Annotated in this window: 23 protein-coding genes and 1 riboswitch; of the genes, 21 read left to right on the plus strand and 2 right to left on the minus strand. The window is 41.6% G+C overall.

Annotated elements, in window-relative coordinates:
* The first annotated feature begins 262 nt into the window (after positions 1-262).
* From fur to glnA (ACYQ4S_RS05455), 21 genes are all read left to right on the plus strand, one after another.
* The gene (fur, locus tag ACYQ4S_RS05355) at positions 263-742 is read left to right on the plus strand and encodes a ferric iron uptake transcriptional regulator (RefSeq protein WP_346024701.1); all 480 of its coding nucleotides are present in this window, start codon (positions 263-265) and stop codon (positions 740-742) included.
* The gene (gene xerD / locus ACYQ4S_RS05360) at positions 735-1,631 is read left to right on the plus strand and encodes a site-specific tyrosine recombinase XerD (RefSeq protein WP_459769862.1); all 897 of its coding nucleotides are present in this window, start codon (positions 735-737) and stop codon (positions 1,629-1,631) included. The genes fur and xerD overlap by 8 nt, the downstream gene beginning before the upstream one ends.
* A 116-nt stretch (positions 1,632-1,747) precedes the next feature.
* Positions 1,748-2,917: a phosphopentomutase gene (gene deoB / locus ACYQ4S_RS05365; protein WP_459769864.1), complete on the plus strand. Its 1,170-nt coding sequence runs from the start codon at positions 1,748-1,750 to the stop codon at positions 2,915-2,917.
* A 35-nt stretch (positions 2,918-2,952) separates the two neighbouring features.
* Entirely contained in the window at positions 2,953-3,774 is an 822-nt protein-coding gene (locus ACYQ4S_RS05370) for a purine-nucleoside phosphorylase (RefSeq protein ID WP_459769866.1), read from the plus strand.
* Between the two features lie 253 nt (positions 3,775-4,027).
* A complete protein-coding gene (lysA, locus tag ACYQ4S_RS05375; protein ID WP_459769868.1) occupies positions 4,028-5,365 on the plus strand; it encodes a diaminopimelate decarboxylase in 1,338 nt (445 codons plus the stop codon).
* Between the two features lie 11 nt (positions 5,366-5,376).
* A complete protein-coding gene (locus ACYQ4S_RS05380) occupies positions 5,377-5,766 on the plus strand; it encodes a GNAT family N-acetyltransferase (RefSeq protein ID WP_459769870.1) in 390 nt (129 codons plus the stop codon).
* A complete protein-coding gene (locus ACYQ4S_RS05385) occupies positions 5,759-6,505 on the plus strand; it encodes a segregation/condensation protein A (protein ID WP_346024706.1) in 747 nt (248 codons plus the stop codon). The genes ACYQ4S_RS05380 and ACYQ4S_RS05385 overlap by 8 nt, the downstream gene beginning before the upstream one ends.
* A gap of 16 nt (positions 6,506-6,521) precedes the next feature.
* On the plus strand, positions 6,522-7,076 hold the full coding sequence (scpB, locus tag ACYQ4S_RS05390) for an SMC-Scp complex subunit ScpB (RefSeq protein ID WP_346024707.1): 555 nt from the start codon (positions 6,522-6,524) through the stop codon (positions 7,074-7,076).
* 36 nt (positions 7,077-7,112) lie between these two features.
* Positions 7,113-7,835 carry a pseudouridine synthase gene (locus ACYQ4S_RS05395; RefSeq protein ID WP_091266788.1) on the plus strand — a complete coding sequence of 241 codons (723 nt, stop codon included), beginning with the start codon at positions 7,113-7,115 and terminating at the stop codon, positions 7,833-7,835.
* Positions 7,836-7,957: 122 nt separating this feature from the next.
* Positions 7,958-8,707, plus strand: a complete 750-nt coding sequence (locus tag ACYQ4S_RS05400; RefSeq protein ID WP_281241338.1) for a response regulator transcription factor — start codon at positions 7,958-7,960, stop codon at positions 8,705-8,707.
* A gap of 5 nt (positions 8,708-8,712) precedes the next feature.
* On the plus strand, positions 8,713-10,524 hold the full coding sequence (locus tag ACYQ4S_RS05405) for a sensor histidine kinase (protein WP_459769873.1): 1,812 nt from the start codon (positions 8,713-8,715) through the stop codon (positions 10,522-10,524).
* A gap of 94 nt (positions 10,525-10,618) precedes the next feature.
* Positions 10,619-10,737: riboswitch (FMN riboswitch) on the plus strand.
* A 169-nt stretch (positions 10,738-10,906) separates the two neighbouring features.
* Positions 10,907-11,515: an ECF transporter S component gene (locus ACYQ4S_RS05410; protein WP_459769875.1), complete on the plus strand. Its 609-nt coding sequence runs from the start codon at positions 10,907-10,909 to the stop codon at positions 11,513-11,515.
* 237 nt (positions 11,516-11,752) lie between these two features.
* Positions 11,753-12,802: a helix-turn-helix domain-containing protein gene (locus tag ACYQ4S_RS05415; protein ID WP_459769877.1), complete on the plus strand. Its 1,050-nt coding sequence runs from the start codon at positions 11,753-11,755 to the stop codon at positions 12,800-12,802.
* Entirely contained in the window at positions 12,799-14,244 is a 1,446-nt protein-coding gene (locus ACYQ4S_RS05420; RefSeq protein WP_459769879.1) for a RecQ family ATP-dependent DNA helicase, read from the plus strand. The genes ACYQ4S_RS05415 and ACYQ4S_RS05420 overlap by 4 nt, the downstream gene beginning before the upstream one ends.
* Before the next feature lie 61 nt (positions 14,245-14,305).
* Positions 14,306-14,917, plus strand: a complete 612-nt coding sequence (locus ACYQ4S_RS05425) for a LysM peptidoglycan-binding domain-containing protein (RefSeq protein WP_459769881.1) — start codon at positions 14,306-14,308, stop codon at positions 14,915-14,917.
* 33 nt (positions 14,918-14,950) lie between these two features.
* Positions 14,951-15,628, plus strand: a complete 678-nt coding sequence (gene cmk / locus ACYQ4S_RS05430) for a (d)CMP kinase (protein ID WP_459769883.1) — start codon at positions 14,951-14,953, stop codon at positions 15,626-15,628.
* Between the two features lie 97 nt (positions 15,629-15,725).
* The gene (rpsA, locus tag ACYQ4S_RS05435; RefSeq protein ID WP_459769884.1) at positions 15,726-17,123 is read left to right on the plus strand and encodes a 30S ribosomal protein S1; all 1,398 of its coding nucleotides are present in this window, start codon (positions 15,726-15,728) and stop codon (positions 17,121-17,123) included.
* A 111-nt stretch (positions 17,124-17,234) separates the two neighbouring features.
* A complete protein-coding gene (der, locus tag ACYQ4S_RS05440) occupies positions 17,235-18,548 on the plus strand; it encodes a ribosome biogenesis GTPase Der (RefSeq protein WP_459769886.1) in 1,314 nt (437 codons plus the stop codon).
* A gap of 216 nt (positions 18,549-18,764) precedes the next feature.
* A complete protein-coding gene (locus tag ACYQ4S_RS05445) occupies positions 18,765-19,040 on the plus strand; it encodes an HU family DNA-binding protein (protein ID WP_091266765.1) in 276 nt (91 codons plus the stop codon).
* A gap of 200 nt (positions 19,041-19,240) precedes the next feature.
* Positions 19,241-20,581: a type I glutamate--ammonia ligase gene (gene glnA / locus ACYQ4S_RS05450; RefSeq protein ID WP_459769888.1), complete on the plus strand. Its 1,341-nt coding sequence runs from the start codon at positions 19,241-19,243 to the stop codon at positions 20,579-20,581.
* A gap of 235 nt (positions 20,582-20,816) precedes the next feature.
* Positions 20,817-22,160, plus strand: a complete 1,344-nt coding sequence (glnA, locus tag ACYQ4S_RS05455; RefSeq protein ID WP_459769890.1) for a type I glutamate--ammonia ligase — start codon at positions 20,817-20,819, stop codon at positions 22,158-22,160.
* A gap of 259 nt (positions 22,161-22,419) precedes the next feature.
* Here the strand turns inward: glnA (ACYQ4S_RS05455) and ACYQ4S_RS05460 are convergent, their stop codons facing one another.
* Together ACYQ4S_RS05460 and ACYQ4S_RS05465 are read right to left on the minus strand one after the other, a co-directional pair.
* Positions 22,420-23,487, minus strand: coding sequence for a tyrosine-type recombinase/integrase (locus tag ACYQ4S_RS05460; RefSeq protein WP_459769892.1), 1,068 nt, complete (start codon positions 23,485-23,487; stop codon positions 22,420-22,422).
* Positions 23,488-23,605: 118 nt separating this feature from the next.
* The gene (locus ACYQ4S_RS05465; protein WP_459769894.1) at positions 23,606-25,195 is read right to left on the minus strand and encodes an IS1634 family transposase; all 1,590 of its coding nucleotides are present in this window, start codon (positions 25,193-25,195) and stop codon (positions 23,606-23,608) included.
* Between the last annotated feature and the right edge of the window lie 44 nt (positions 25,196-25,239).

A 25,239-nucleotide genomic window follows, 5' to 3' on the forward strand; every position in this document is an offset into this window, starting at 1 on the left:
GAATATTCGCTATGCACCTGTGGTTGACGGTCACAGTTAACCAGCCTAAGATGCTATATGCACTGTCTTAGGAGGGGCAATGAGATGCCCTCACCTTGAGGCTTGAACAAAACAGAAATGGACTGCGCTCGTACAAGCACTCAAGAATCCCACCCGTCAAACCGAAAGGTTCGGGCTTGCGGCTTTAGCCGTGGGAGTCTCAAACTTATTCTAATGAATAATCGGAATACTTTGTAATCATTATCAACTAAGGGAGTTCATCATGAAAAAACTAGACTCTTCATTTAAACTAATCAAGGAAAAGCTCCATAAAGCCGGATTTAAACTGACTCCACAGAGGGAACTGACAGTGGAAGTGCTGCTTGAAAAAGAAAAGGACCATTTGAGTGCAGAAGAAATTTATCTGCTAGTCAAGGCCAAAAATACCGGCATCGGTCTAGCTACAGTTTACCGAACGCTAGAAATACTTACGGAGCTGCAGATCATCAACAAGCTGACTTTTCAGGACGGGATTGCCAGGTACGACCTGAACATGGGAAGTGACAAACATCAGCACCATCACTTACTCTGCCTTAAATGCGGCAGCATTGAAGAAGTGAAGCAGGATATGCTGTTTGAAATCGAAAAGGAAATTGAAAGAGATTATCACTTTCTCGTTAAGGACCATCGTCTGACTTTTCACGGAATCTGCAGAAACTGTGCAGAGCAGGACAAGGAAGAAGAGGGCGATGTCAATGGATAGACGACCGCTTGAAGATTATCTCATCTATCTCAAGGTTGAAAAAGGGCTGGCTCCTAACACTGTTGAGAGTTATCAGAGAGATATCAGACACTACGTAGATTATTTGAACAAACAAGGGATAGTCAGCTGGGAGGAGATCGATCGCTACGTTCTCCTCTCTTTCTTTAGTGAGGAAAGACAATCTGATAAGTCAGATAATACTATAATCAGGCAGTTTTCCAGTCTGAGAAAATTTCATCAGTTTTTAAAACAGGAAGGGCTCACTTCAGAAGATCCGATGCTGTATGTCAAGACGCCAAAAAAAGCTGAGACACTGCCTAAAATTATTTCTATGAACGATATAGACCGGCTGCTGGAAACGCCGGATACAACGAAACCTTTAGGAATAAGAGACCGTGCAATGCTGGAAGTCCTCTATGCATCGGGGCTCAGGATCACTGAACTGATCGAACTGACGACTGAGGATATTCATCTGTCGATGAAACTGATTAAAATCGTTGGTAAGGGGAATAAGGAGAGACTCATTCCAATTGGTGAAATGGGGTGCAAGTGGCTTGAGTATTATATGGAAAGCGCGCGTCCATTTTTATTGAACAAGGCAAGGAAAGAAACCTCCGTTATCTTTCTCAATTCCAGGGGGGCACCCTTGTCAAGGCAAGGGGTGTGGAAAAAAATCAGACAACTGAAACAGGAAGCGGGAATCAGGGCTTCGATTACGCCTCATACCTTGAGGCATTCCTTTGCTACTCATCTTCTGGAAAATGGCGCAGATTTAAGAGTAGTTCAGGAGCTTCTGGGGCATTCCGATGTGTCTACAACACAGATTTATACACATATTACCAAACATCGCTTAAAGGATATTTATGGAAAATACCATCCGAGAGCCTGAATAAGATGAGTAAATGATAAAAATTTTATCATATATAAGGCCCGACTTTCATGTATTCTTGCTTTTTCAGTTGACCTGATTTATTCTGAATGAAAGACAATCTAGGAGGACATAGTATGTCATTTAAACGAATACACTTAATGGTACTGGATTCTGTCGGTATCGGCGAAGCACCTGATGCCAAAGAGTTCAATGATGAAGGCGCTCACACACTAGGCCATATAGCAGAAGAAGCTGGTCTTCATCTGCCACATATGCAGGCAATGGGGTTAGGCAACATTGCTCCGCTTAAAGGGATCGATCCAGTTGATGATACTTCTGCTTATTATACAAAATTAGAAGAGGTATCAGTTGGTAAAGATACGATGACTGGCCACTGGGAAATCATGGGGCTGCACATTGATAAGCCTTTCCGCGTATTTCCTGACGGTTTCCCGGCTGAGCTGATCGATCAGATCGAAAAGCATACCGGCCGTAAAATAGTCGGGAACAAACCTGCTTCTGGAACTGATATTTTGGATGAATACGGCAAGCATCAGATGGAAACGGGAGATCTGATCGTATATACATCTGCAGACCCTGTCCTTCAGATCGCTGCACATGAAGAAGTAATTCCTCTCGAAGAACTATACGACATTTGTGAATATGTCAGAGAACTTACTAAAGACGAGCCCTATATGATTGGAAGAATCATTGCTCGACCATATGTGGGAGAACCTGGGGACTTTACTCGTACCAGCAACCGCCATGACTACGCATTGGACCCGTTCGGAGAAACTGTGCTGGACAAACTGAAAGCAGCTGGAAAAGATGTAGTAGCTGTAGGTAAAATCAATGATATCTTCAATGGACAAGGCATTACTGATTCCGTGCGTACATCTTCCAACATGGATGGAGTAGATAAACTGCTTGATGTCATGAAAAAAGACTTTACTGGATTGAGTTTTACCAACCTGGTCGATTTCGACGCCTTGTATGGACACAGACGTAATGTAACAGGCTACAAAGAGGCTCTTGAAGCATTTGATGCACGAGTACCTGAACTCATCAAGGCACTTGATGTAGAGGATCTGCTTGTCATCACAGCCGATCATGGGAATGATCCAACTCATCATGGGACTGATCATACACGTGAGTATGTACCATTGCTTGCATTCAGCCCGAAATTTAAAAACCCCCAAGCTCTTCCTCAGGGACACTTTGCTGATATCGGCGCAACTGTTGCTGAAAACTTTGGTGTCGAAGGAACTGGATTCGGTGAAAGCTTTTTAGATAAATTAAACTAGGTAGATTATAAAGATCGTGCGAAGGAGACTGACTAATGAACGAAACATACGTAGTAGCTATTGAACACGCTGCAGCTTTTCTGAAAGAAAAAGGAATGGAACATCCTGAAATCGGACTTATTTTAGGATCTGGACTTGGAGAACTTGCTGACGAAGCAGAGAATGCAGTAGAAGTCCTTTACGAAGATATTCCAGGATTCCCTGTGTCAACAGTCGAAGGACACGCCGGCAAGCTTGTATATGGAACACTGGGCGATCGCAAGGTCATTGCTATGCAGGGACGTTTCCACTATTACGAAGGGTATAGCTTTAAAGAAGTCACTTTCCCTGTCAGAGTGATGAAAGCGCTTGGCGTGAGTTCGCTGATGGTGACCAACGCAGCTGGGGGAGTCAACGAATCGTATACACCGGGTGACCTGATGATCATTACTGATCATATTAATATGACTGGTGACAATCCGCTTCTAGGACCAAATGATGCAACATTCGGTCCTCGATTCACTGATATGAGCCAGGCTTACGATAGAGACTATCAGGAAACAATCGAAAAAGTAGCTAAGGAAAATGATATTGCTATTCAGAAAGGTGTTTATCTTGGTCTGACAGGACCGACTTATGAAACGCCAGCGGAAGTCAGAATGATCCGCGTTCTTGGTGGAGATGCAGTGGGCATGTCAACTGTTCCGGAAGTAATTGTCGCAAGACATGCTGGATTGAGAGTCGCCGGCATCTCATGTATTACAAACTACGCTGCAGGGATGCAGGAATCATTGAACCATGACGAGGTCGTTGAAGTGACGACGCGCGTCAGAGATTCATTCAAGACACTGGTCAAACGTGTTATTGCTGAACTGTAAACAGATCTGAACCTATAAAGAAGATAAAGGAAAGGAGTTCTTAGAAATAACTAAGGACTCCTTTCCTCATATTCTGAAAAAGGGGTCTAAGAGGCAACGCCCATGACCAGCATGTGTGTATAAGTGCATATTCTGTACTTTTTTTTAAGGAAGTTTGATTTTTCAGCCATATGTAGGTATGATATTCTTGGATGTTTTTTGAACTGAAAAACAGAGCAATCAGGATTCAGACTAAATAGAAATGTGGGATAGAATGACTAATGTTTCAAATGAAAGCAGACTGATGGAGAATATGACCGTCACTAATGATAATCATCTTGAAATCAGTGGGGTTGACTCAGTAGAACTGGCTGAAACATACGGTACGCCTTTATATGTCTATGACATCAGCCTTGTTAAAAAGAAAATCAAAGCATTTAAAGATGCTTTCAAAGCTTATGAAAACAAAAGCCAAGTGGCTTATGCGAGTAAAGCATTTTCGTCCCTTGCATTATATGAGATTCTTGCCCAAGAAGATGTCTCGCTTGATGTCGTCTCTGGAGGAGAATTGTTTCTGGCAATCAAAGCAGACTTTCCTGCAGAAAGAATTCATTTCCATGGCAACAATAAGTCATGGCAGGAGCTGAGGGAAGCCATCGATTATAATATCGGCTGTATCGTTGTAGATAATTTCGTCGAGTTATCTATGCTGAAAGAACTGACTGAGAACAAGAAAAAGCAGATGGACGTACTCATCCGGGTCACACCGGGCGTGGCTGCTCACACCCATGATTACATTACCACCGGACAGGAAGACTCTAAATTCGGGTTTGACTTGTCTTCGGATCAGGCCGAACAGGCAATCAGAGAGCTTCAGGATTCCCCTTATTTGACCGTTATCGGTCTGCATGCTCATATAGGCTCACAGATCTTTGAAGTAGACGGGTATCAGGCAGTTATTGCAAAACTGATGGACAAAGCAAAAGAATGGGAAAATAAATATGATTTTACTCTCTCGGTATTAAATACCGGAGGGGGATTCGGTATCCGTTACACCCAGGAAGATGCGCCGCTGCCACTATCCACTTATGCTGATGCAATCATTGCAGCTGTCAGAGATCAGTCACAGAAGCTGGAAATGGACCTGCCTGAGATCTGGATCGAACCGGGTAGAAGTATTGTCGGAGAAGCGGGGACATCTTTATATACGATCGGTACTGAGAAATCAATTCCTGGTATTAGAAAGTACATCTCTGTAGACGGAGGTATGGCTGATAATATTCGTCCTGCTTTGTATCAGGCAAAATACACGGGAGTTCTAGCCAATAAAGTGAATGGTGAAAAAACAGAAGAAGTATCTGTCGCAGGTAAAGCTTGTGAAAGCGGAGATATGCTTATCTGGGATCTTTCCATTACAAAACCCGCTCAGGATGATATACTGGCTGTATTCAGTACAGGAGCGTACGGCTATTCAATGGCCAGTAACTACAACCGGTTACCGAGACCAGCAGTCGTCTTCGTCGAAGAAGGCAGACATGCGCTGGCAGTTAAACGAGAAACTTATACTGATTTTCTTAACCTGGAAGTCAGCACACAACAGTTTGAGGGATAGGAGGGCGAAAGATGCTCATTAAATATAAATCAGACTACCAGAAAATAACGATGGGACTGCTTTCCTATGTACCTGATCTAAAAGATACTACTCGACTCACAAATGAGATGCAGTGGTACGAACAGGAAGAAAACAGACAGCTTTACCTATGGAAAAGTCAGGAAACAGGTGATCTGGCAGGAGTGATCGGTATTGAAGATGAAGAGGAAATTGTTCTTCTCAGACACATTGCAATCAATCCGTCTTATCGAGAAGAAGGCATGGCGTTTCGAATGCTGACAGCTCTGTCAAGGATCTGTTCACCTAAGAAGATTGTCGGCACACTGGAAACTGCCCCACTCGTGACAAAGTGGAAAAAGAAGCCGATAGAGATGAGTAAAGCAGGGACAGCATATGAGTGAAAAATGGAAAGTCAATCTTGATGTCTTTGAAGGGCCTCTGGATTTACTGCTGCATCTCATAAATAAATATGAGATCGATATTTATGATATACCGATAAAAGAAATAACCGATCAGTACTTGAATTATCTCCACGCAATGCAGATGCTGCAGCTCGACATTGCTGGAGACTATTTAGTAATGGCTGCCACCCTGATGTCGATCAAGAGTCAGCTTCTCCTTCCTCGTAATGATGAGTGGGAAGAAGAAGGCGAACTGTTCGATGTTGAAGAAGACTCTATTGAAAAGCTGCAAGAGCGCCTTCTTGAATATCGCAGAATTAAGTACGCCTCTTCACAACTGTCTGAACGTAGGGATGACAGGGAGCAGTATTATTTAAAAGATCATTCAGATCTTACACATTTTCAGCAGTCCATTCCGTTGAGCCCCAATGAACTGTCACTGGGCGACCTTGTGGGTGTCTTTGGTGAAATGATCAGAAAAAAACAGTGGATGGAGCCTGGGCCGACCACTATTGATCTTGAAGAAATTACGATCAGTGATAAGATAGAATGGCTTGAGAAAAAGTTATCGGAGAACAGACAGAAAATATTATTCATAGACCTGTTCACCGTGCCGACAAAAAAGGAATTCGTCGTCACTTTCTTAGCTGTTCTTGAAATGATAAAAGAAAACAGATTGTTTATTGAACAGAAAGAGTGTTTCGGAGAAATATATCTTAGTTCAGCAGTGGGTCAATGAAAGGAAGCGACAGGCGATGAATGAATTAGGTACATTAGAGGCATTGCTGTTTGTGGCAGGTGAACAAGGAGTTACGTTAAATGAACTGGCTCAGCTAACAAAATCGACGATGGACCATACAAAGGTCTGTCTGACTAAGCTGAAAGAGAAATATGAAGGCGATGATACAAGCGGACTGACCCTTCTCGAAACAGCAGATAGTTTCAAGCTTGCAACAAAAAAAGTATACTCACCAGCAATTCAAGTATATGCTCAGTCGCCATTGAGCAAGAAACTGAGTAAAGCCTCTGTTGAGACATTAGCGGTAATTGCTTATAAGCAGCCGATCACACGAATGGAAATCGAAGAAATTAGAGGAGTTCAGCTGTCGTCCAGTCTTCAGAAATTGAAGCTCCGTGATCTTATTCAGGAAATTGGAAGACTTGATGCTCCCGGTAAACCTGTACTTTACGGTACGACTGACTATTTTCTCGATTATTTCGGCTTGAACGATTTAACAGAATTACCTGAACTAGAACTGGAAGAAGAATTGACTAATCAGAGTTTATTTGAAGAGTCAGCTGATTTTTAGTTATAGTCTGATACTAGAGATGGAGGAGAAACGTTTATGGAACGTTTACAGAAAGTCATGGCTCACGCAGGTGTAGCTTCTAGAAGAGCGTCTGAAAAGATGATAAAAGAGGGCAGAGTCAAGGTGAATGGTGCAGTAGTGAAAGAAATGGGGATTAATGTAAAAAAGACTGATCTGATTGAAGTGGACAGTGTCCCTATTGTACAGGAACAGAAGTACTATTTTCTTTTAAATAAGCCTAGGGGTGTAATCTCGAGCGCAGATGATCCTAAAGGAAGAAAAACAGTTGTTGATCTGCTTTCCGGGGTTGAACAGCGCATCTATCCTGTAGGTCGTCTGGATTATGATACAACTGGTGTGATTATCTTGACCAATGATGGTGAATTGACAAATCAGTTGACTCACCCTAAATTTGGCGTGGAAAAAACATATATTGCTAAAGTCACTGGTCTGATCGATAAAAAATCTGTAATCAGACTAGAAAAAGGCGTAGTGATCGATGGATACAAGACACGACCGGCTAAAGCGCGAATTATTGATGTGGATTCTAAAAAAAATACTAGTCTTGTGGAACTGACGATTCATGAGGGGAAAAACCATCAGGTTAAAAAGATGCTTAAAAGTGTCGGCTTTCCAGTCGAGAAACTGAATCGTGATAAATACGGCTTCCTGACTGCTGAAGGGCTTCAATCAGGTGAATGGAGAGAACTTAAACAGTTCGAGGTCAATAAACTCAAGCAGCTTGTCGAAGAGTCCTAACCCACCGGATCACAGGCGAAATGATTGGAAGTATCATTGTTCTTCATTTATAATGATAGACAAGAGATCAACAGCGATCGATAAGTGAACGAACCCACTATTATTTAGAGGAGTGTCTTAAAGTGACCGAAGAGACTAGTCAAGGGAATGCTAAAAAGTTATTAGTTGTAGATGATGAAGATAGAATCAGACGTTTACTGAAAATGTATCTTGAAAAAGCTGATTACGATATTGATGAAGCTGAAAACGGCAGGATTGCTCTGGACCTCGCACTGGAAAATGAATATGACCTGATTCTGCTCGATGTCATGATGCCTGAGATGGACGGGATTCAGGTAGCTGAAGAAATCCGAAAAGAAAAAGAGACACCTATCATGATGCTTACGGCAAAAGGGGAAGAGCTAAACCGGATACAAGGGTTTGAAGTAGGAGCAGACGATTATATCGTTAAACCTTTCAGTCCAAGAGAAATCGTTTTACGTGTAGCAGCGATCATTAAGCGGACAAAATCAAGCGCAGGTGGAACAGATGCTGCAGGAGATGTTTCAGATACCCTCAAGCTTCCTCATCTTGAAATCGACAACGATTCCCGACGTGTTACTGCGGACGGGAAAACTGTCAATCTGACTCCGAAGGAATATGATTTGCTTCATTACCTCATGTCAGCACCTGATCAGATTTTTGGCAGAGAGCAGCTTTTAAGAGAAGTGTGGAAATATGAATTTTTCGGGGACTTGAGAACAGTTGATACCCATGTTAAACGTTTGAGAGAAAAGCTCAAAAAAGAATCTGATGTGGCAGCGAAAATGATCGAGACAGTCTGGGGACTAGGATATAAGCTGAATTCTTATCCTCATGAAGAAGAGGAGTAGACAGCATGAAAATCAATGTAGTTGCAATCAGGATATGGCTTATCACCTTTGGTATCACTCTATTTTCTTTTATTGCTACTACAGTGTTTTACGGTGTATTTTATTCCCAGCAGATTAAAGAAAACTTCATGAATGACTTTGAAGAAATTATTATAAATGTGGAACGCTTAGCTATTGCGGATCCACATTTTTTAATAGATAACATTGAGTCTATTAATAATCTCCATTCGAGTATTCATTTCGCTCTGGCTTCTGAAACGTTCGATTCTCCAGCTGGTGAAGCATGGGTCTACTCTTTTCCAGCGGATGTCCTTGATACAATGGAAAATAAACCGGATATCATCCAGAACTTTCAGCCCCAGGAGGAACATGTGAATATACGCTCAGATCAGGATAATGAAGTGAGTTATAACATTCCTTTTGTGTTTCGTATCCAGCCGACATCTACAGAAGAAGAGGAACTCATCCTATACTCGTATGCGGATCTATTTTTTCTTATCTCAATTGAGAGACAGATGACCTGGGTCATTACTGGTTTGACTATCCTTCACCTGCTTATTGCAGCTTATTATTACATGTATCTCAAAAAAAATGTGTCCGAACCAATAAATGCGATGACGAATATAGCATTTGACTTTGCAAGAGACGATTTTAGTCATCAGCTTCCGATTTCTGGGCGAGATGATTTGTCTGAACTGGCTATGGCAATGAATAAAATGGGTCATTCACTTGAAACGAACAGGACAGTGGTTAAGCAGGAAAAAGAACTGCTTGCTCATATATTGGAAAACATCGAAACAGGTATTCTTTATTATGATTCAGAACTGACCCTCCTGCTGTCCAACCCGGTCGGGGACTTATTTCTTACCCAATATCAAATCGAAAAATCTGCATTTTCACATGATGAAGAGTTTATCGATCTGGGGGACCAGCTGCGGGAAGTGGTTACACATAAGAAAATCAGAGAGTTTTCAATCGAAATGGAAGAATCTTATCACGATGTAACGATTCTCCCTCTAGTAGATGATTTTACTGAAGACTTAAGAGGTATTCTTGTTTCAACTAATGATCAGACGAAGAAACATCGACTTGATAAAATGAGAGTCGACTTTATCAATAATATCTCTCATGAATTGAGAACCCCTCTGGTCATGGTTCAGGGTTACAGTGAAGCGATACTCGACGACGTTGCGGAAAGCACTGAAGAGAAAAAAGAGATGGCGGCGATCATTCGTGATGAATCACAGAGAATGAACCGTATGGTAAATGAGATGCTTGATTTGTCACGTATGGAAGCAGGTTATATCGAGCTTCAGAAAACTGATGTGAACCTTAACAGTTACTTGAGAAGCCTGCTTTTCCGTTTTGATAAAATGGCGAATGAATCCGAAGTCTCGCTTCAGCTTGACATGCCTAAAGAAGACGTTCATCTCGTCATGGATAAAGATAAGATGGATCAGGTGTTTGTCAATTTAATAAATAATGCGATCAGACACACAAGTATGACTGATAAGTCTGAAAAAGTCGTGACGCTACAGCTATACAATGAGCAGGACTTGAACGAAGTAGTTATGGTCGTGAAAGATACTGGGACTGGAATACCGGAAGAAGATGTTCCGTATATCTTCGACCGATTCTTCAAAGCAGATAAATCCCGAAATAATTACTCATTCAATGCAAATGGTACAGGCATTGGACTGTCATTAGTTAAGAACATCGTAGAAGCACATGAAGGGTATATAGAAGTCGAATCAACATTAGGAAAAGGGGCGTCGTTCCTTATTCATCTTCCGATCGAAACTGGGGAAAGTGAATAATGTCAATAGTTTTAGTGTCCTGTGTAATGTTGAGCAAGAGCGCTTGACTTCATCGATTATACTCAGTATAATAATATCAGAAATAAATATAACGATTCATCTTCAGGGGCAGGGTGTAAATCCCGACCGGTGGTAAAGTCCACGAGCGATCAGTGATTGCTGAACTGGTGTAATTCCAGTACCGACAGTATAGTCTGGATAAAGAAGATGGAGCTTTCTGACTGAAAATAAATTCTGTCTTTTTGCTCTGTTAGTGACCTGAGGTGGGGAACTGGCAGAGTTTTTTGTCTTTCCTGCTTCAAGTATCAGACAAGCAGAGGCCAGAACACTCTCATCATTAAGTTCACCCTAAGCAGGATGGATCCTTTCAGGAGGATTTATTATGACAAATAACAAAACAAAACGACTGGTAGGCATTGCTATGCTGGCATCCCTTGCATGGGTCATATCCATGATTTCATTCCCAATACTGCCCGGATCACCATTCCTGAAAATAGATTTCAGTGATCTTGCGGTGCTCTTCGGAATGTATGTCTACGGACCACTGGCTGGTGTTGCTATTGCATTCATTCGCTCACTCCTGTCGTACGCTCAAAAGGGCGGAGAAATGGGATTTCCGATTGGAGATACAGCAGCTTTTATTGCAACATTATCTTATACATTTCCGCTGTACTTGATTATCGCAAAAAAAGGAACTGCCTTGAAATTTAAACTTCTTGCTGGCGGTGCTGCTAGTGTTTCTTTGACTGCAACTATGGCTTTAGCAAACTGGCTGTTTATTGCACCTGCCTATATGGCAGTAATGGGTTTCAGTGTCGGACCAATGAGAACTTATCTGCTGTTTGCTATTGTGCCTTTCAATATGATTAAAGGTCCTATAGTAGCAGTACTGTTCTTTATTGCCTTTTCGAAACTTAAACCTTGGCTTGATAAGACTAGAAAGAAAATTAATCGTAAGAAGCAGACACAGGTTACTGTATCTCAATCTTAAGAAGACACATTAAGTATCGTTGTATATGAACACTTCAGTCTGCAGAAATTTGTATGGATCATGACAGGGTCACTCCTGTAATGCTTCTGTTCAAGTCTCTGCAGGCCTTTTACATGTTCAGTTCACAGGCGACGTTTCCTTCTGCAAAATTACATGACATAATAAAGAACTTAAATTATTTGCTTGTATAGTGTATTGTAGAGGTGGAGAAACTAATATGAATACAGTGGGTGACGTATGACACAAAGGTTTGAATTGAACTACATCAATTACTTGTTTTCTCAGGAAACAGCTGTTTCAATCAGACAGCTGGAATTGATCGCAGAAGGAAAGCGGACGCCTTCCACCCTATTTACTGCTGAGAAGAATCAGCTCCAATCTCTTTTTCTTTCTCCATTGTCACTATCTACAGCACAATGGACAGACAGGATGTATAAACTGTCAGCTCTGGGCTGGCTCTCAGAAAAAGAAGGACGATACCAGGCGACTACCAAAGGTCAGCAGGCTAAACAAGCATTCATTTCAGAGTATACAATGCTGGACTGCAGGCTGGATATGTCCAGTTCGCTGACACGTAAAGAATTCTGGCATTCGTTCATATTTGTCAGCCAGATCTTATCTGAGTTCAGTTATGGTAACAAGGAATATATGCCTTATATCAGTAACAGAATCAGTCAGAACCGCATAAAAAAATGGTTAGCAGAACAAGGTTTTCCTCAGAGATCCTTGTCTGTAAAATGGTCGGAAGAGATTAAGGTGTTTCTCGAGACCTTGCCAGATGTATATCCTTCATTTATGGTAGATCAGATGATCGGTCATAACTATGAAGGGATGACTAAAAGACAGACAGCTCAGAAATATGATATGACACCTTTAGAAGTCCTGATCACTACAGAGATTCTCATGGCCAGATTAGACCAGTCTCTTGATGAATCGGTCCTGTTGAAATCTTTGTGGGAGAGTGTTCACAAGTCCTGTCATTATGGACTCAGTGCTAGTGCCTATAGAAGTCTGACACTTTTAATGAATGGAAGTACGATTCATAAAACAGCAGCCCTGCGTAAAGTAAAAGAGAATACGATAAAAGAACATGTTCTTGAAGCAGTGCTGATGACTCGGTATGAAGGGTACGAATCATTAATTCCAGAGCGTGTTCGAGATCGACTGAAAGAACTTTTTAAAAACAATCCGTCTCTAACCTATGCTCAGGCACAACAGGAGATTCAACAGCTTGAGTTTTTCTGGTATCGATTAATTGAAATCGAAAGGATCCGTGGATTTTTATGATAAATGACAGGAGTAATCAGGCTAAAAAACTTTTAAATGACAAATTTGGATTTGATAAGTTTCGCCCTGGACAGGAAGAAGCGATAAGCAGTGTTCTTGCAGAGAGGCATGCACTTGTCATGCTGCCGACAGGCACGGGGAAAACGCTCTGTTATCAGCTTCCATCATACATTCTTGGCGGATCGACTGTCATCATCTCGCCACTGCTTTCACTTATGGAAGATCAGGTGGAAAAAATGAAAAGCAGCGGTGAAAAGTCGGTAGTTGCACTGAACAGTTTTCTTTCCTATACGGAAAAGCAGGATATTCTTCGGAATTTATCAGCATATAAATTTATATTCGTGTCTCCCGAAATGCTTCAGCAGCGAGGGATGATCGATCAGCTCAAAAAAATCGATCTTGCTCTTCTTGTCGTTGATGAAGCTCACTGCATTTCTCAGTGGGGAATGGATTTCAGAGCAGACTATCTTAAGTTGGGCAAAGTAAGGCATGAACTGAACAATCCATTGACACTGGCACTGACTGCTACGGCAGTTGAACAGGTGAGAAAGGATATTCTTTCGGTACTTAACCTCAGATCAGAAGTGGACCAGATTATTTATCCTGTGGACCGGCCGTCTATACAACTGAGAGTGGAACAGTCTGCCGGAGACAAGCAGGACCGGCTGCTACATGCAGTCAGTGAGTTCAAAGGACCTGGCATTATTTATTTTTCCAGTAAGAAACTTGCCGATCAACTGGCCGAACTGATACGATCACAAATGGGGATTCCCTGTGAAAGTTACCATAGTGATCTGGATAAAGAGGACAAGCGCAGGATACAGTCTCAATTTTTATCAGATGCCTTACCCGTTATCTGTGCTACCAGTGCTTTTGGGATGGGGATCGATAAGCCGGATATCAGATTCATCATTCACTACCATCTACCTGGAAGTCCGGAGATGTACCTGCAGGAAATCGGCAGGTGTTCCAGAGACAGAAAAGGTGGGGTCGCTTTACTTCTTTATGAAAATGGCGATGAGGCGATCCAGATGAGACTGCAGGAAAATACTCTACCGAACAGAGATGAACTGATTTTCGCTTACAGACATGCTGAGACACTCGATCATCTGAAAGGCGACACCAAGATAAATATAAGTCGGCATTTTATAGAGCAGAACATTCCTTTTGAACAGGCTGCTGAAATGGTTGACCGTTATCAGACACATAAATCAGTCCAGCTAAGGACCATGGTGGATTACGCTAAACGACAGGGATGCAAACGCGAAGTTCTACTCGATTATTTTGGTGAAAAACCGGAAGTTAGACGTAATGGCTGCTGCACTGGGTGCATCCGGACCCTCTCACTTCCTTATGAACCACTTGAATGGCCCAATTTATTACAAAAGAGTGAAGATCTGTGGCAGGACAAGCTAAAATTCTTATTTAATTTGCAAAGCTAGACTCAAAGAATAAGGATTCTATGATATAATGAGACACGATTAGTTTGAGAGGAGTATATGAATGAGTAAAAAAGATCGTGAATCGATGGAAGAACTCTGGTCCAAACGTTTTGATGAAGAAGTTGATTATACTGATGATGAACCGATGTCCAGAAAAGCGAAGCGAGAAAGAGAACAGCGTATTTCCCCTATTTTAACAGTAACCGTGATTTTTTTGGCATTATTAATTATTTTACCTATCTCTGCGTATGCATGGTTTTCAAACAGGGAAGATATGTCCGAGGATCCCTCATCCCCCTCAGTTGAGCAGTCATTGGCTGTCAATGATGAAGAAGAACCGGAAGAGGAAGAACCGGAAATCGAAGATGAGGAACCAGAGCCAGAAGTTGAACCTGAAGAGGAGTCTGAGCCGGACGAAGAACCGGAAAGTGTTCAGACACCCCCAGTAACTGAGCAGCCAGCGGCACCTCAGCCAGAACCAGAGCCCGAACCCGAGCCCGAGCCTGAACCTGAACCAGAACCTGCTGGTCAGGGAGAATACTATACGGTTAAAGCAGGAGATAATATGTACCGTATCGCTCTGAATCACGGCATGAGTACTGAAGAGCTGATGCAGCTGAACGGCTTGACGGTAGAAACAGTATATGTAGGACAGGAACTCCGAGTTAAATAATTGCTAAAATATTATATTGGATGTGTAAAGTGAATGGAAACCCATAATGTAACGATTGCTATTGATGGACCAGCTTCTTCGGGGAAGAGTACGGTGGCCAGACGCATAGCAGATGATCTTGGCCTGATATATGTCGATACAGGTGCAATGTACAGAGCGCTGACTTTTGAAGCTTTAAGAAAGAATGTCAACATTAAAGATGAGGGCGCACTATTAGAGCTCCTCAAACATACAGAAATCACTCTGAAAAAGAGAAACATGGCCCAGTCTGTCTATCTGAACAATGAAGATGTCACTGAAGATATTCGTAAGAATAATGTGACCAATACTGTTTCAATCGTAGCGGCTCACCCGCTAGTAAGAGAAGAGATGGTGACCCGTCAGCAGAAACTAGCTGAAAATAATGGTGTGGTCATGGACGGAAGAGATATTGGTACAGTTGTTCTTCCGGATTCGGATGTAAAGATTTTTCTGGTGGCTAGCGTAATGGAGCGGGCTGAACGCCGCCACAAGGAAAACAGAAGCAAAGGTATTTTCTCTGATCTGGAACAATTGAAAAAAGATATCGCTGAACGGGACTATAAGGACTCAACGCGAGACACATCACCGCTTAAGCAGTCAGAGGATGCGGTGCGCATCGATACGACTAAATTGTCTATTGAAGAAGTAGTCGAAAAAATCAAGTCATTGATTAGCACTAAGTTAAACTAAACGGTGATTTTTAACTGAAAATGTTTTACTGGAATTTAAAAAGCATATTCGGTACAATTAATAGTGTAGGAATTATTGGTATTGGAGGCATACAAAGATGACAGAAAAAGAAAACAGAAATGAAGAAGAAGTGACAAACGAAGAAGCGGTGGAAACAGCGAATGAACAAGTTGAAGTAAATTCGTCTGCTGATACATCTCCAGAAGATGTGATTGCAGAAAACGAAGAGGCTCAAGTTCAGCCTGCTGTTGAAACAGATGACACGCATTCGGAGTCAATGTCAGACGTTATGAAAGACGTTGTCGACATTACACCGGGTGATTTAGTCAAAGGTGAAGTACTCGCCATCGATAATGAAAAACAAGTTATTGTCGGTCTTGGTGGAGGACAGGAAGGGCACATCCCTCCTAGAGAGCTTGCTTCTGAACGCTTTGATCATCCATCAGATATCGTCTCTGTCGGAGATGTTATCGATGTAGTCGTACTAAGAGATATAAAAGATAAAGAACAGGGAAGCTTCATACTATCCAAGAAGCGTGTCGATCAGCGTAAAGTCTGGGAAGAGCTTCAGGAAAAATATAATAATGATGAAACAGTTGAAGCACCTATATCTAAAGTAGTTAAAGGCGGATTGACAGTTGATCTGGGCGTTAGAGGGTTTGTACCTGCGTCTCAGATGGATACATCATTTGTCAGCGATTTAAGTCAGTTTGAAGGACAAACCTACACATTTAAGATTCTAGAAATCGATCCGAATGAGCGCCAGCTGATTTTATCTCGTAAAGTTCTGCTTGAAAAAGAACAGGCTGCTGAAAAAGAGAAAGCTCTTGAAAACCTTGAAGAAGGATCTGTAGTTTCTGGTGAAGTCGTTCGTCTGACCAACTTTGGCGCATTCGTCAATGTCGGTGGTGCAGATGGTCTGGTTCACATTTCAGAAATTGCTCATGAGCGTATCAATCATCCTAAAGACAAGTTGTCTATTGGTGATCAGATAGACGTTAAAGTCCTAAAAGTCGATAAAGAACAGGGACGCATCTCCCTATCTATCAAGGAAACACTAGCTGGACCGTGGGACAATGTTGAAGAAGAGCTTGCACCTGGAACAGTTGTAACAGGTAAAGTGAAAAGAGTGACTGACTTTGGCGCCTTTGTTGAAGTGAAACCTGGTGTTGAAGGATTAGTTCATATTTCCGAAATGGCTCATAAACATGTGGAAACTCCTCATGAAATTGTAGCTAAAGACGAAGAAATTGAAGTGAAAGTTCTGAGTGTCAATCCTCAGGAAGAACGAGTTTCTCTAAGTATCAAAGCTTTGTCAGAAAACACTGAAAGTGCTCCTGCTAAGGAAGCACCTCAGCAGTCTTCTCAGAACGAAAGACCTTCAGTTAAACAGCCTTCACTTCGTGATGATGATGACGAAGGTGCGTTTACTTTAGGTGACCAGATCGGCGATCAGTTATCGGGATTTATGGATAACGACAGCGACGAAGACTAGTCAGCTAAACAAATCGGTATATTATTACCGCACCCAACTAAAGCAGGTATTATGCCTGCTTTAGTTGGGTGTGACTATTTAAAGCAAAGTGTCATGGAAGAAGGTGTTTGAATGACTAAACCAACAGTAGCGATCGTTGGAAGACCAAATGTGGGCAAATCCACTATTTTTAATCGAATAGTTGGCGAACGTATCTCTATAGTAGAAGATTCATCGGGAGTCACAAGAGACCGAATCTATGCTGATGCCGAATGGCTGGGTAGAGAATTCTCTCTTATCGATACCGGTGGGATCACTATGGAAGATGAACCATTGAATATTCAGATTAGAAATCAGGCTCAAATTGCTATCGAAGAAGCTGACGTGATCATCATGCTGACCAGTGTCAGAGAAGGTGTCACTAATGCAGACGAACAGGTTGCGCCTTTATTATTCAAGTCTGGGAAGCCGATCATATTGGCTGTCAATAAAGCAGACAATCCGGAATTACGTACGGAAATCTATGAGTTTTACTCACTAGGTCTTGGTACGCCGTATCCTATATCAGGGTCTCATGGACTGGGTCTTGGAGATGTTCTGGATGCAGTGATTAAGGAATTCCCTGAAGATATGGAAGAAGAATACGATGGATCAACGATCAAGTTCAGTCTGATCGGAAGACCCAACGTAGGCAAATCCAGCCTGGTCAATGCCATTATCGGAGAGGAAAGAGTCATTGTCTCTGATATAGCAGGAACGACTAGAGAAGCGGTAGATACTCGTTTTGAAACGAAAGATGGCCGTGACTTTGTCATGATCGATACCGCAGGCATGCGTAAAAAAGGGAAAGTATACGAAGATACAGAGAAATACAGTGTTCTAAGAGCAATGAGAGCAATTGAACGTTCTGATGTGGTCTTATGTGTCATTAATGCTGAAGAAGGTATCAGAGAGCAGGATAAGCGTGTATTCGGCTATGCTCATGAAGCTGGCAAAGGAATCATACTGGTCGTCAACAAGTGGGACACGATTGAGAAAGAAACAAATACAATGAAGGAATTTGAACTGGATGTCAGAGATGAGTTTCAGTACTTAGCCTATGCTCCAATCATTTTCGTATCCGCTATGACCAAAAAGCGTCTTCACCTGCTGCCGGATAAAATTGAAGAAGTATTTATGAACCGAAATCTTCGAATTCAGTCTTCAATCTTGAACGATGTCGTGATGGATGCCGTCGCTACGAATCCGACGCCTACTGATAAAGGGCGCCGTCTGAAGATCTATTATACGACCCAAGTCGCTGTATCACCTCCGACATTCGTTATATTTGTGAACGATCCGGAGCTGCTGCACTTTTCATATGCAAGGTATCTGGAGAACAGATTCCGTGATACATTCAGATTTGAAGGAACACCTATTCGTATTATACCGAGACGACGAAAGTAGTTTCTAACAAAATAATCGGCTGACCCTATGTGAGGAATGGAAGAGAATTTGACAAAACCATTGCAGTATCAACGATTCTGTGGTATCTTTTTAAATGAAATGTCAAGAATAGACTATTTCACCCATTACATTCAAAACAAAGGAATGTTGCAAGATCGCAAGTGGACTTAATGGTCTTCATGCATCGATCTTCTTTTGAGGAGGTGAAAGAATACAATGGCAAATAAAGCAGAATTAATCGAAAAAGTAGCAGCAACAGCTGACCTTACTAAAAAAGACGCGACTGCAGCAGTAGAAGCGGTTTTCGAAACAATCAAAGATTCACTAGCTGAAGGTGAAAAAGTTCAAGTAATTGGCTTTGGTAACTTTGAAGTACGTGATCGTGCTGCACGTAAAGGACGTAACCCTCAAACTGGGGAAGAAATCCAGATCCCTGCAAGCAAAGTCCCTGCATTCAAAGCTGGTAAAGCATTGAAAGACGCAGTAAAATAAAAAGTAATTACTTTTGTTATGTCGAGATCAGCTGATCTCGGCTTTTTTTTGCTTCTATCTAAAAAATGAACAGAAGAGTGTATAATTTTGAATTCACACATCAAGACCTCTCGTTTGACATCAGTCTGTCTTACTAGTACCCTAATATGTATGAATAAAAAGAGCCGCTGAGAAGTGGTGAAAGGAATGATGACAGGACTATGTCCGCCGAGATAAAAGAGACGATTCGAAAAGAAGCAGAGGAGAAGAATGTGAGGTTTCTCCGATTGATGTTTACAGATATCGATGGAGTAATCAAAAATGTGGAGGTACCAGTTAGTCAGCTGGAAAAAGTCATGAATAATGAAATGGCGTTTGACGGCTCATCAATAGATGGATTTGTAGAAATTGATCAAAGTGATATGAAGCTGCATCCTGATCTAGATACATGGCTGATATTCCCATGGAAACTTGAAAATGGTGACGGCAAGATTGCCCGTTTTATTTGTGATGTCCACATGCCTGACGGTCAGCCTTTTGCGGGAGACCCAAGAAACAACCTTAAACGTGTTGTGAAGGAAATGAAGGAGTTTGGCTTCACATCCTTTAATCTGGGACCAGAGCCTGAATTTTTCCTCTTTAAACTAGATGAGAATGGTAAACCGAGCAGAACATTAAATGATAATGGTGGTTACTTTGATCTGGCGCCTACAGATCTGGCTGAAAACTGTCGTAGAGACATTGTTCTGGAGTTGGAAGCTCTCGGATTTGAAATAGAAGCAAGCCACCATGAAGCTGCTCCCGGACAGCATGAAATTGACTGGAAATATGCAGATGCCGTTGAAGCATGTGATAATATCCAGACATTCAAGCTGATTGTCAAGACGGTAGCCAGAAAGCACGGCCTTCATGCGATATTTATGCCTAAACCGATCGAAAACATCAGTGGATCCGGTATGCATTTCAATATGTCTCTTTTCAATGAAGAGGGTAACGCATTTTACGATTCTGAATCTGAAGATGGATTAAGTGGAACAGCTTACCAGTTCATTGCAGGCCTTCTGGATCATGCTCAAGCCTACACTGCGGTATGTAATCCGATAGTCAACTCATACAAGCGTCTGACGCCTGGATATGAAGCACCTGTTTACGTTGCCTGGTCAGGAACTAATAGAACCCCACTCGTTAGAGTACCGGCTTCTAGAGGCAATTCTACGCGAGTTGAGTTGCGAAGCGTAGATCCGACAGCTAACCCGTATCTGGCATTAGCAGTATTGCTCAAAGCAGGACTAAAAGGCATCGGTGAAGCAAAAAGCGCGCCTAGTCCAGTTAACAAGAATATCTATAATATGGACCAGATCGAGCGGGACGAAAATAATATACAGTCTCTGCCACAGAACCTTTATGAAGCAATTGAATCTCTTAAAAAAGATCAAACAATTATCGACGGATTAGGAGAGCATATTTTTGAACGATTTGTCGCAGCGAAATCTGCAGACTGGCATAACTTTACCAAGGTTGTTACGCAGTGGGAAACCGATCGTTACTTTGAACTCTATTAAAATATACCCACCTGTCTTCCTGTTGCTGAAAAGCAGCAGGGAGGCAGGTGGGTTATTAATTATCGAAAGTATATTCACCTTGAACTTAATAATCTTCTGTAAATAACCGTATTTCATTTACATATTAACCTCCTATTGCATGGTGCATCATCTAGTGGTACCATTCAAAAGTGCTTTTAATAGCAACCTAAATGTAAGTAATACAACAAGTGGTATAGATAGGGGAGAGGAAGACATGACAAAGGTGACCAGAGAAACAATAATGAAAGATGTAAAAGAGAGTAATGTACGCTTTTTGCGCTTGATGTTCACAGATATACTGGGAACAGTAAAAAACGTAGAGGTGCCTGTAAGTCAGCTTGATAAAGTTCTGGACGGCAAAATGATGTTTGATGGATCTTCTATCGAAGGGTTTGTTCGTATACAGGAATCGGACATGTATCTGAAACCAGACTTTGATACTTGGCTGGTATTTACTTGGGAAACGGAATCGACTAAAAAAGGGCGTGTGGCACGATTGATATGTGATATCGTGAATCCTGATGGGACGCCGTTTTTGGGAGATCCGAGAAACAATTTGAAACGTGTACTTAAAGAAGCAAAAGATTTGGGCTATTCGTCTTTCAATCTTGGGCCCGAACCTGAATTCTTTTTACTTAAACTAGATGAAAACGATGAAATAACTGAAAGACCTAATGATAATGGTGGATACTTTGATTTGGCTCCAACTGATCTGGCTGAAAACTGCCGACGGGATATCGTTCTTGAACTGGAAGATCTAGGATTTGAAATTGAAGCGAGTCATCATGAAGTGGCCCCTGGACAGCATGAAATCGACTGGAAGTATGCAGATGCAGTTGAAGCCTGTGATAATATTCAGACCTTTAAATTAGTTGTTAAGACGGTCGCCCGTAAGTATGGATTACATGCGACATTCATGGCTAAACCTGTATTTGGTATTAATGGCTCAGGCATGCACAGCAACATGTCTTTATTCAGAAATAACGAGAATGTATTTTATGATGAGTCGGATGAAAGACAATTAAGTACAGAAGCGTATCAATTTCTGGCAGGCCTGCTTCATCATGCCCCGGCATTTACTGCAGTTACCAATCCGACCGTTAACTCGTACAAGCGTCTGGTACCTGGTTATGAGGCTCCTGTATATATCGCATGGTCTGGAAGCAACCGTACACCGATGATAAGAATTCCAGCATCAAGAGGCATGTCTACTCGTCTGGAAGTACGTTCAGTTGATCCGATGGCTAATCCTTACCTGGCATTAGCAGCGATGCTGAAAGCTGGACTGGACGGCATCACCAATGAAATGACACCACCTGAAGAAACGAATGACAACATCTATGATATGGACGAGGCTCAGCTAGAACAGCAGGGAATCAAGTCTTTACCTACCAGCCTTCATAGCGCTCTTAAAGCACTGAAGAAAAATGATGTGATCAAGGAGTCTTTAGGTAATCATATCTATACGAATTTCGTTAAAGCTAAAATGGTCGAATGGGATTCTTATAAAGCTGCGGTCAGTCAGTGGGAGAAAGACAACTACTTGCACCTTTATTGATCACCTGTACTTTTAAGAAATAATAATAAATAGAACCGGCAGGCTGTGGATAGTCTGCCGGTTCTATTTGTATTGGAAAGAGGATCAAATAAAAAAAGCAAGTGATCTTCAGGATCACTTGCTTTTTTTATACGTTTCGGGAGAACTTAAATACATGCTCGTTATCAACCTCTATACTGATTTAATCATCATCAGACAATTAGATAACCGGCATAAATCGCCATTCAGGAATAAATTTCTGAATAGTTTCTGAACAAATTTAGAAGATGCTAGCAATCATTTCATCCGAGATTTGATCATTCTTATGCTCTAACTCATTAATGATATGAGAGTATTTTTCGATAGTTGTTGTTGGACTAGAATGTCCAATTCTTTTAGATATGCTTACTATATCCATACCATGATAAATTAGTAAAGAGACATGTGTGTGTCGTAAAGCATGAGACGTCACTTTTTTCACATCAGCTCTTTTACATGCTCTTCTAAGAGTTTTGTTCATCGCAGTATGAGAGGGTGGTAGACCCTCAATAGTTGTAAAGAGTAAATCGTTGGAAATACCTTGTTTTAAGTTCATTTCTTTCTTTTTGATGGCATAGGCTCTCAACTCTTTAAAAACGGCAGGTTCAATACGAATCGTCCGATTAAGGCCATTCTTAGTTGGCCCTAGTTTTTTCCCTTTAAAATCCCAGGCTTTATTGATACGTAATGTATTATTTTTAAGATCATCAACTGTTAAACCAGCTACTTCTGAATATCGTAATCCAGCAGCAAATTGTAGAATAGCCATCCAACGAGTGGTCATATCTAAAGTTATCCCATTTCTTATTTCAGACATTACACGTTTGATTTCATCTTCAGATAAAAATTTATCTTCTTCAGACTGTCCTTCTAATCCAGATACCGTTACATTATACGTGAAATCTTTTGTTATTATACCTGATTCAATGGCATCCTTAACGCATGACCTGATATGTTTATTCATCTTCTGATTAGTTGATTTAGCTTTTTTAGAGGCTAGTTCATTTAAGAACGTTTGGTAGTTCACCTTTGTTATATTTTTTATTTTTACAAATTCAAAATATGTTTTAACATGGTTCTTCGTGGTAACATAATTATCAAACGTACGTGCTGATACATTGGGTACTGATTTATATGTATCAATCCATTTCTCAAAGTAATCATAAAAATAAGGGTTGCTCCCAATATCCATTCCACTGGCTTTGTTAAGTTTCATATTAGCTTCCCAAAGTAATGCATCCTTTTTACGTTTAAAATTATACTTGGCTTTCTCCTTATATTTTCCTGTTAAGTAATCTTTATAACTCAAGTTTTGCAGTTAAAAAATAGCCTTTGACCCTTGGTGTCATTGACTTGGTACCGATTATTATGCCGCTTTTGATATTTGATTCAGCTGATTTTCTTTTAAAACCTAGATTCCCAAAAAATTATAACGTGGTCGGGGGCACAACACCTAAGGTGTTATATAATTGCGACTGCTTCTTCGTAATCTCACCCACTCGTACTGCACTGCCTGGATTTTCAAATGCCTCAATGACATCCAATTCGTCCAGTAATTCCTGCATCGTATAATTTTTATACAGCCCTTTTTCGGACATCTGCTTTTTGATGTACGATAAATAGATCAATGCAATAAACTGCACGAATAATTTTCCTTCAAGCGAACTTTCTGATGAAACGGCTGTGCGCCGTAAATTCAACCGTTCTTTAAGATTTCCAAAGGCTTTCTCAACGATGTCTTTGTTACGGTACAAATCTAAAGCGGCGATGGGATCCTTGATTTCATTGCTGATGAGGGCAAAGAATCCGTAGTCTTTTTCCGCTTGGGTAATGGCTTTTTGTTTTGGGGTTACCTTTGTCCCGCGTTTTGGTGTTGAAGTGATTTCGAAGTATTTAGCGTACTGCTTTTCGTGTTCTGCTTTGCGGTTCCCGGAAACTAGTTCTGCTTCGAGCCGATCAAGAAGCGCATTGAAACGGTTCTCGTGCTCCAGTGCTTTTTCACCGCTAAAATAAAGATGCAGGTACATCCGCCGTTTCCCTTCAATCACATCGCCTTTGTACGGGCGTTTCTGTGAATACTCCCAGTCTATCGTTGCAGTATGGCTGTAAAGTTGGTAGCTGGCATTGTAATTAGCGCGTGTGCGGATGTTATCTCGAACCTTGTTCAGTTCTTCCTGCACGTATTTCAGGGATACTTTTGTGGCCATCAAAAATTTCAAATGATTTTGGTACAAGGCATCGATATTTTCCTTGCTGTAAAACCCTCGGTCCATTACGAGTTTGACCTTGCTAAAACCAAGATTGCCTAGATCGGCAAGCAAGTGCTTCACTGTTTTGACATCGCTTATATTGCCTGCTAACTTGCGGTAGTAAAACGGTAAGCCAGATTCTTCACCAAACAACAAAGCAAGATTGATCTGCGCAAGCGGATCGTGGTCCTTGTTGATACCGTATTTGACTTGCTTAAGAGACTCTGAATAGGAGGAAACACTGGTAGTATCATAAGCCCAATATTCATTCTCCGTCCGTCGCTTAGCCTGCAGGCTGAAAAAACGATTTTTAGCTTCTTCCGTAACCGAGGCAAACAGATCGCTGCTTCTTTGCGAGGGAATACAGCTGCCGTAAGGATGGGAATGGGTGCGATCCCACTTTGGAAAACGAAGCATCGTATTGCGATCTTCCAAAATCAAGAAGTAGGCAATCGAGAGTATCTGCTTATAGCTTTCAGGAAAGCAAGCTTTTAGATCGGCTGTAACACCAAGCAGTTCTCCGATTTTGTCAAACAGATAGGTCGCTCCGTAGAAGCTTCGTTTCATGACGGTGGATGGTACCGGCCCTTGCTTTGCCGGCGGCATAGCCAATCGCTTAGAGGGAACCAGGTTCCCAGCTTCGTCCAGTTTTCCTATGCAGACACGCTTGCTGCGCGACTGCTTCTTTTCGTGCGCCCGGCATGGGCGACAACTTGGTGGTGAAAGTCCACTACAGACTTGGCAGTAGGAACTGTTAGCGAAAGTCAAGGGTGTCCGCCGTGAGGCGGAATCTGAAGGAAGACGGACGCAAA

This window comes from Alkalibacterium sp. s-m-28 (genome assembly GCF_054658175.1).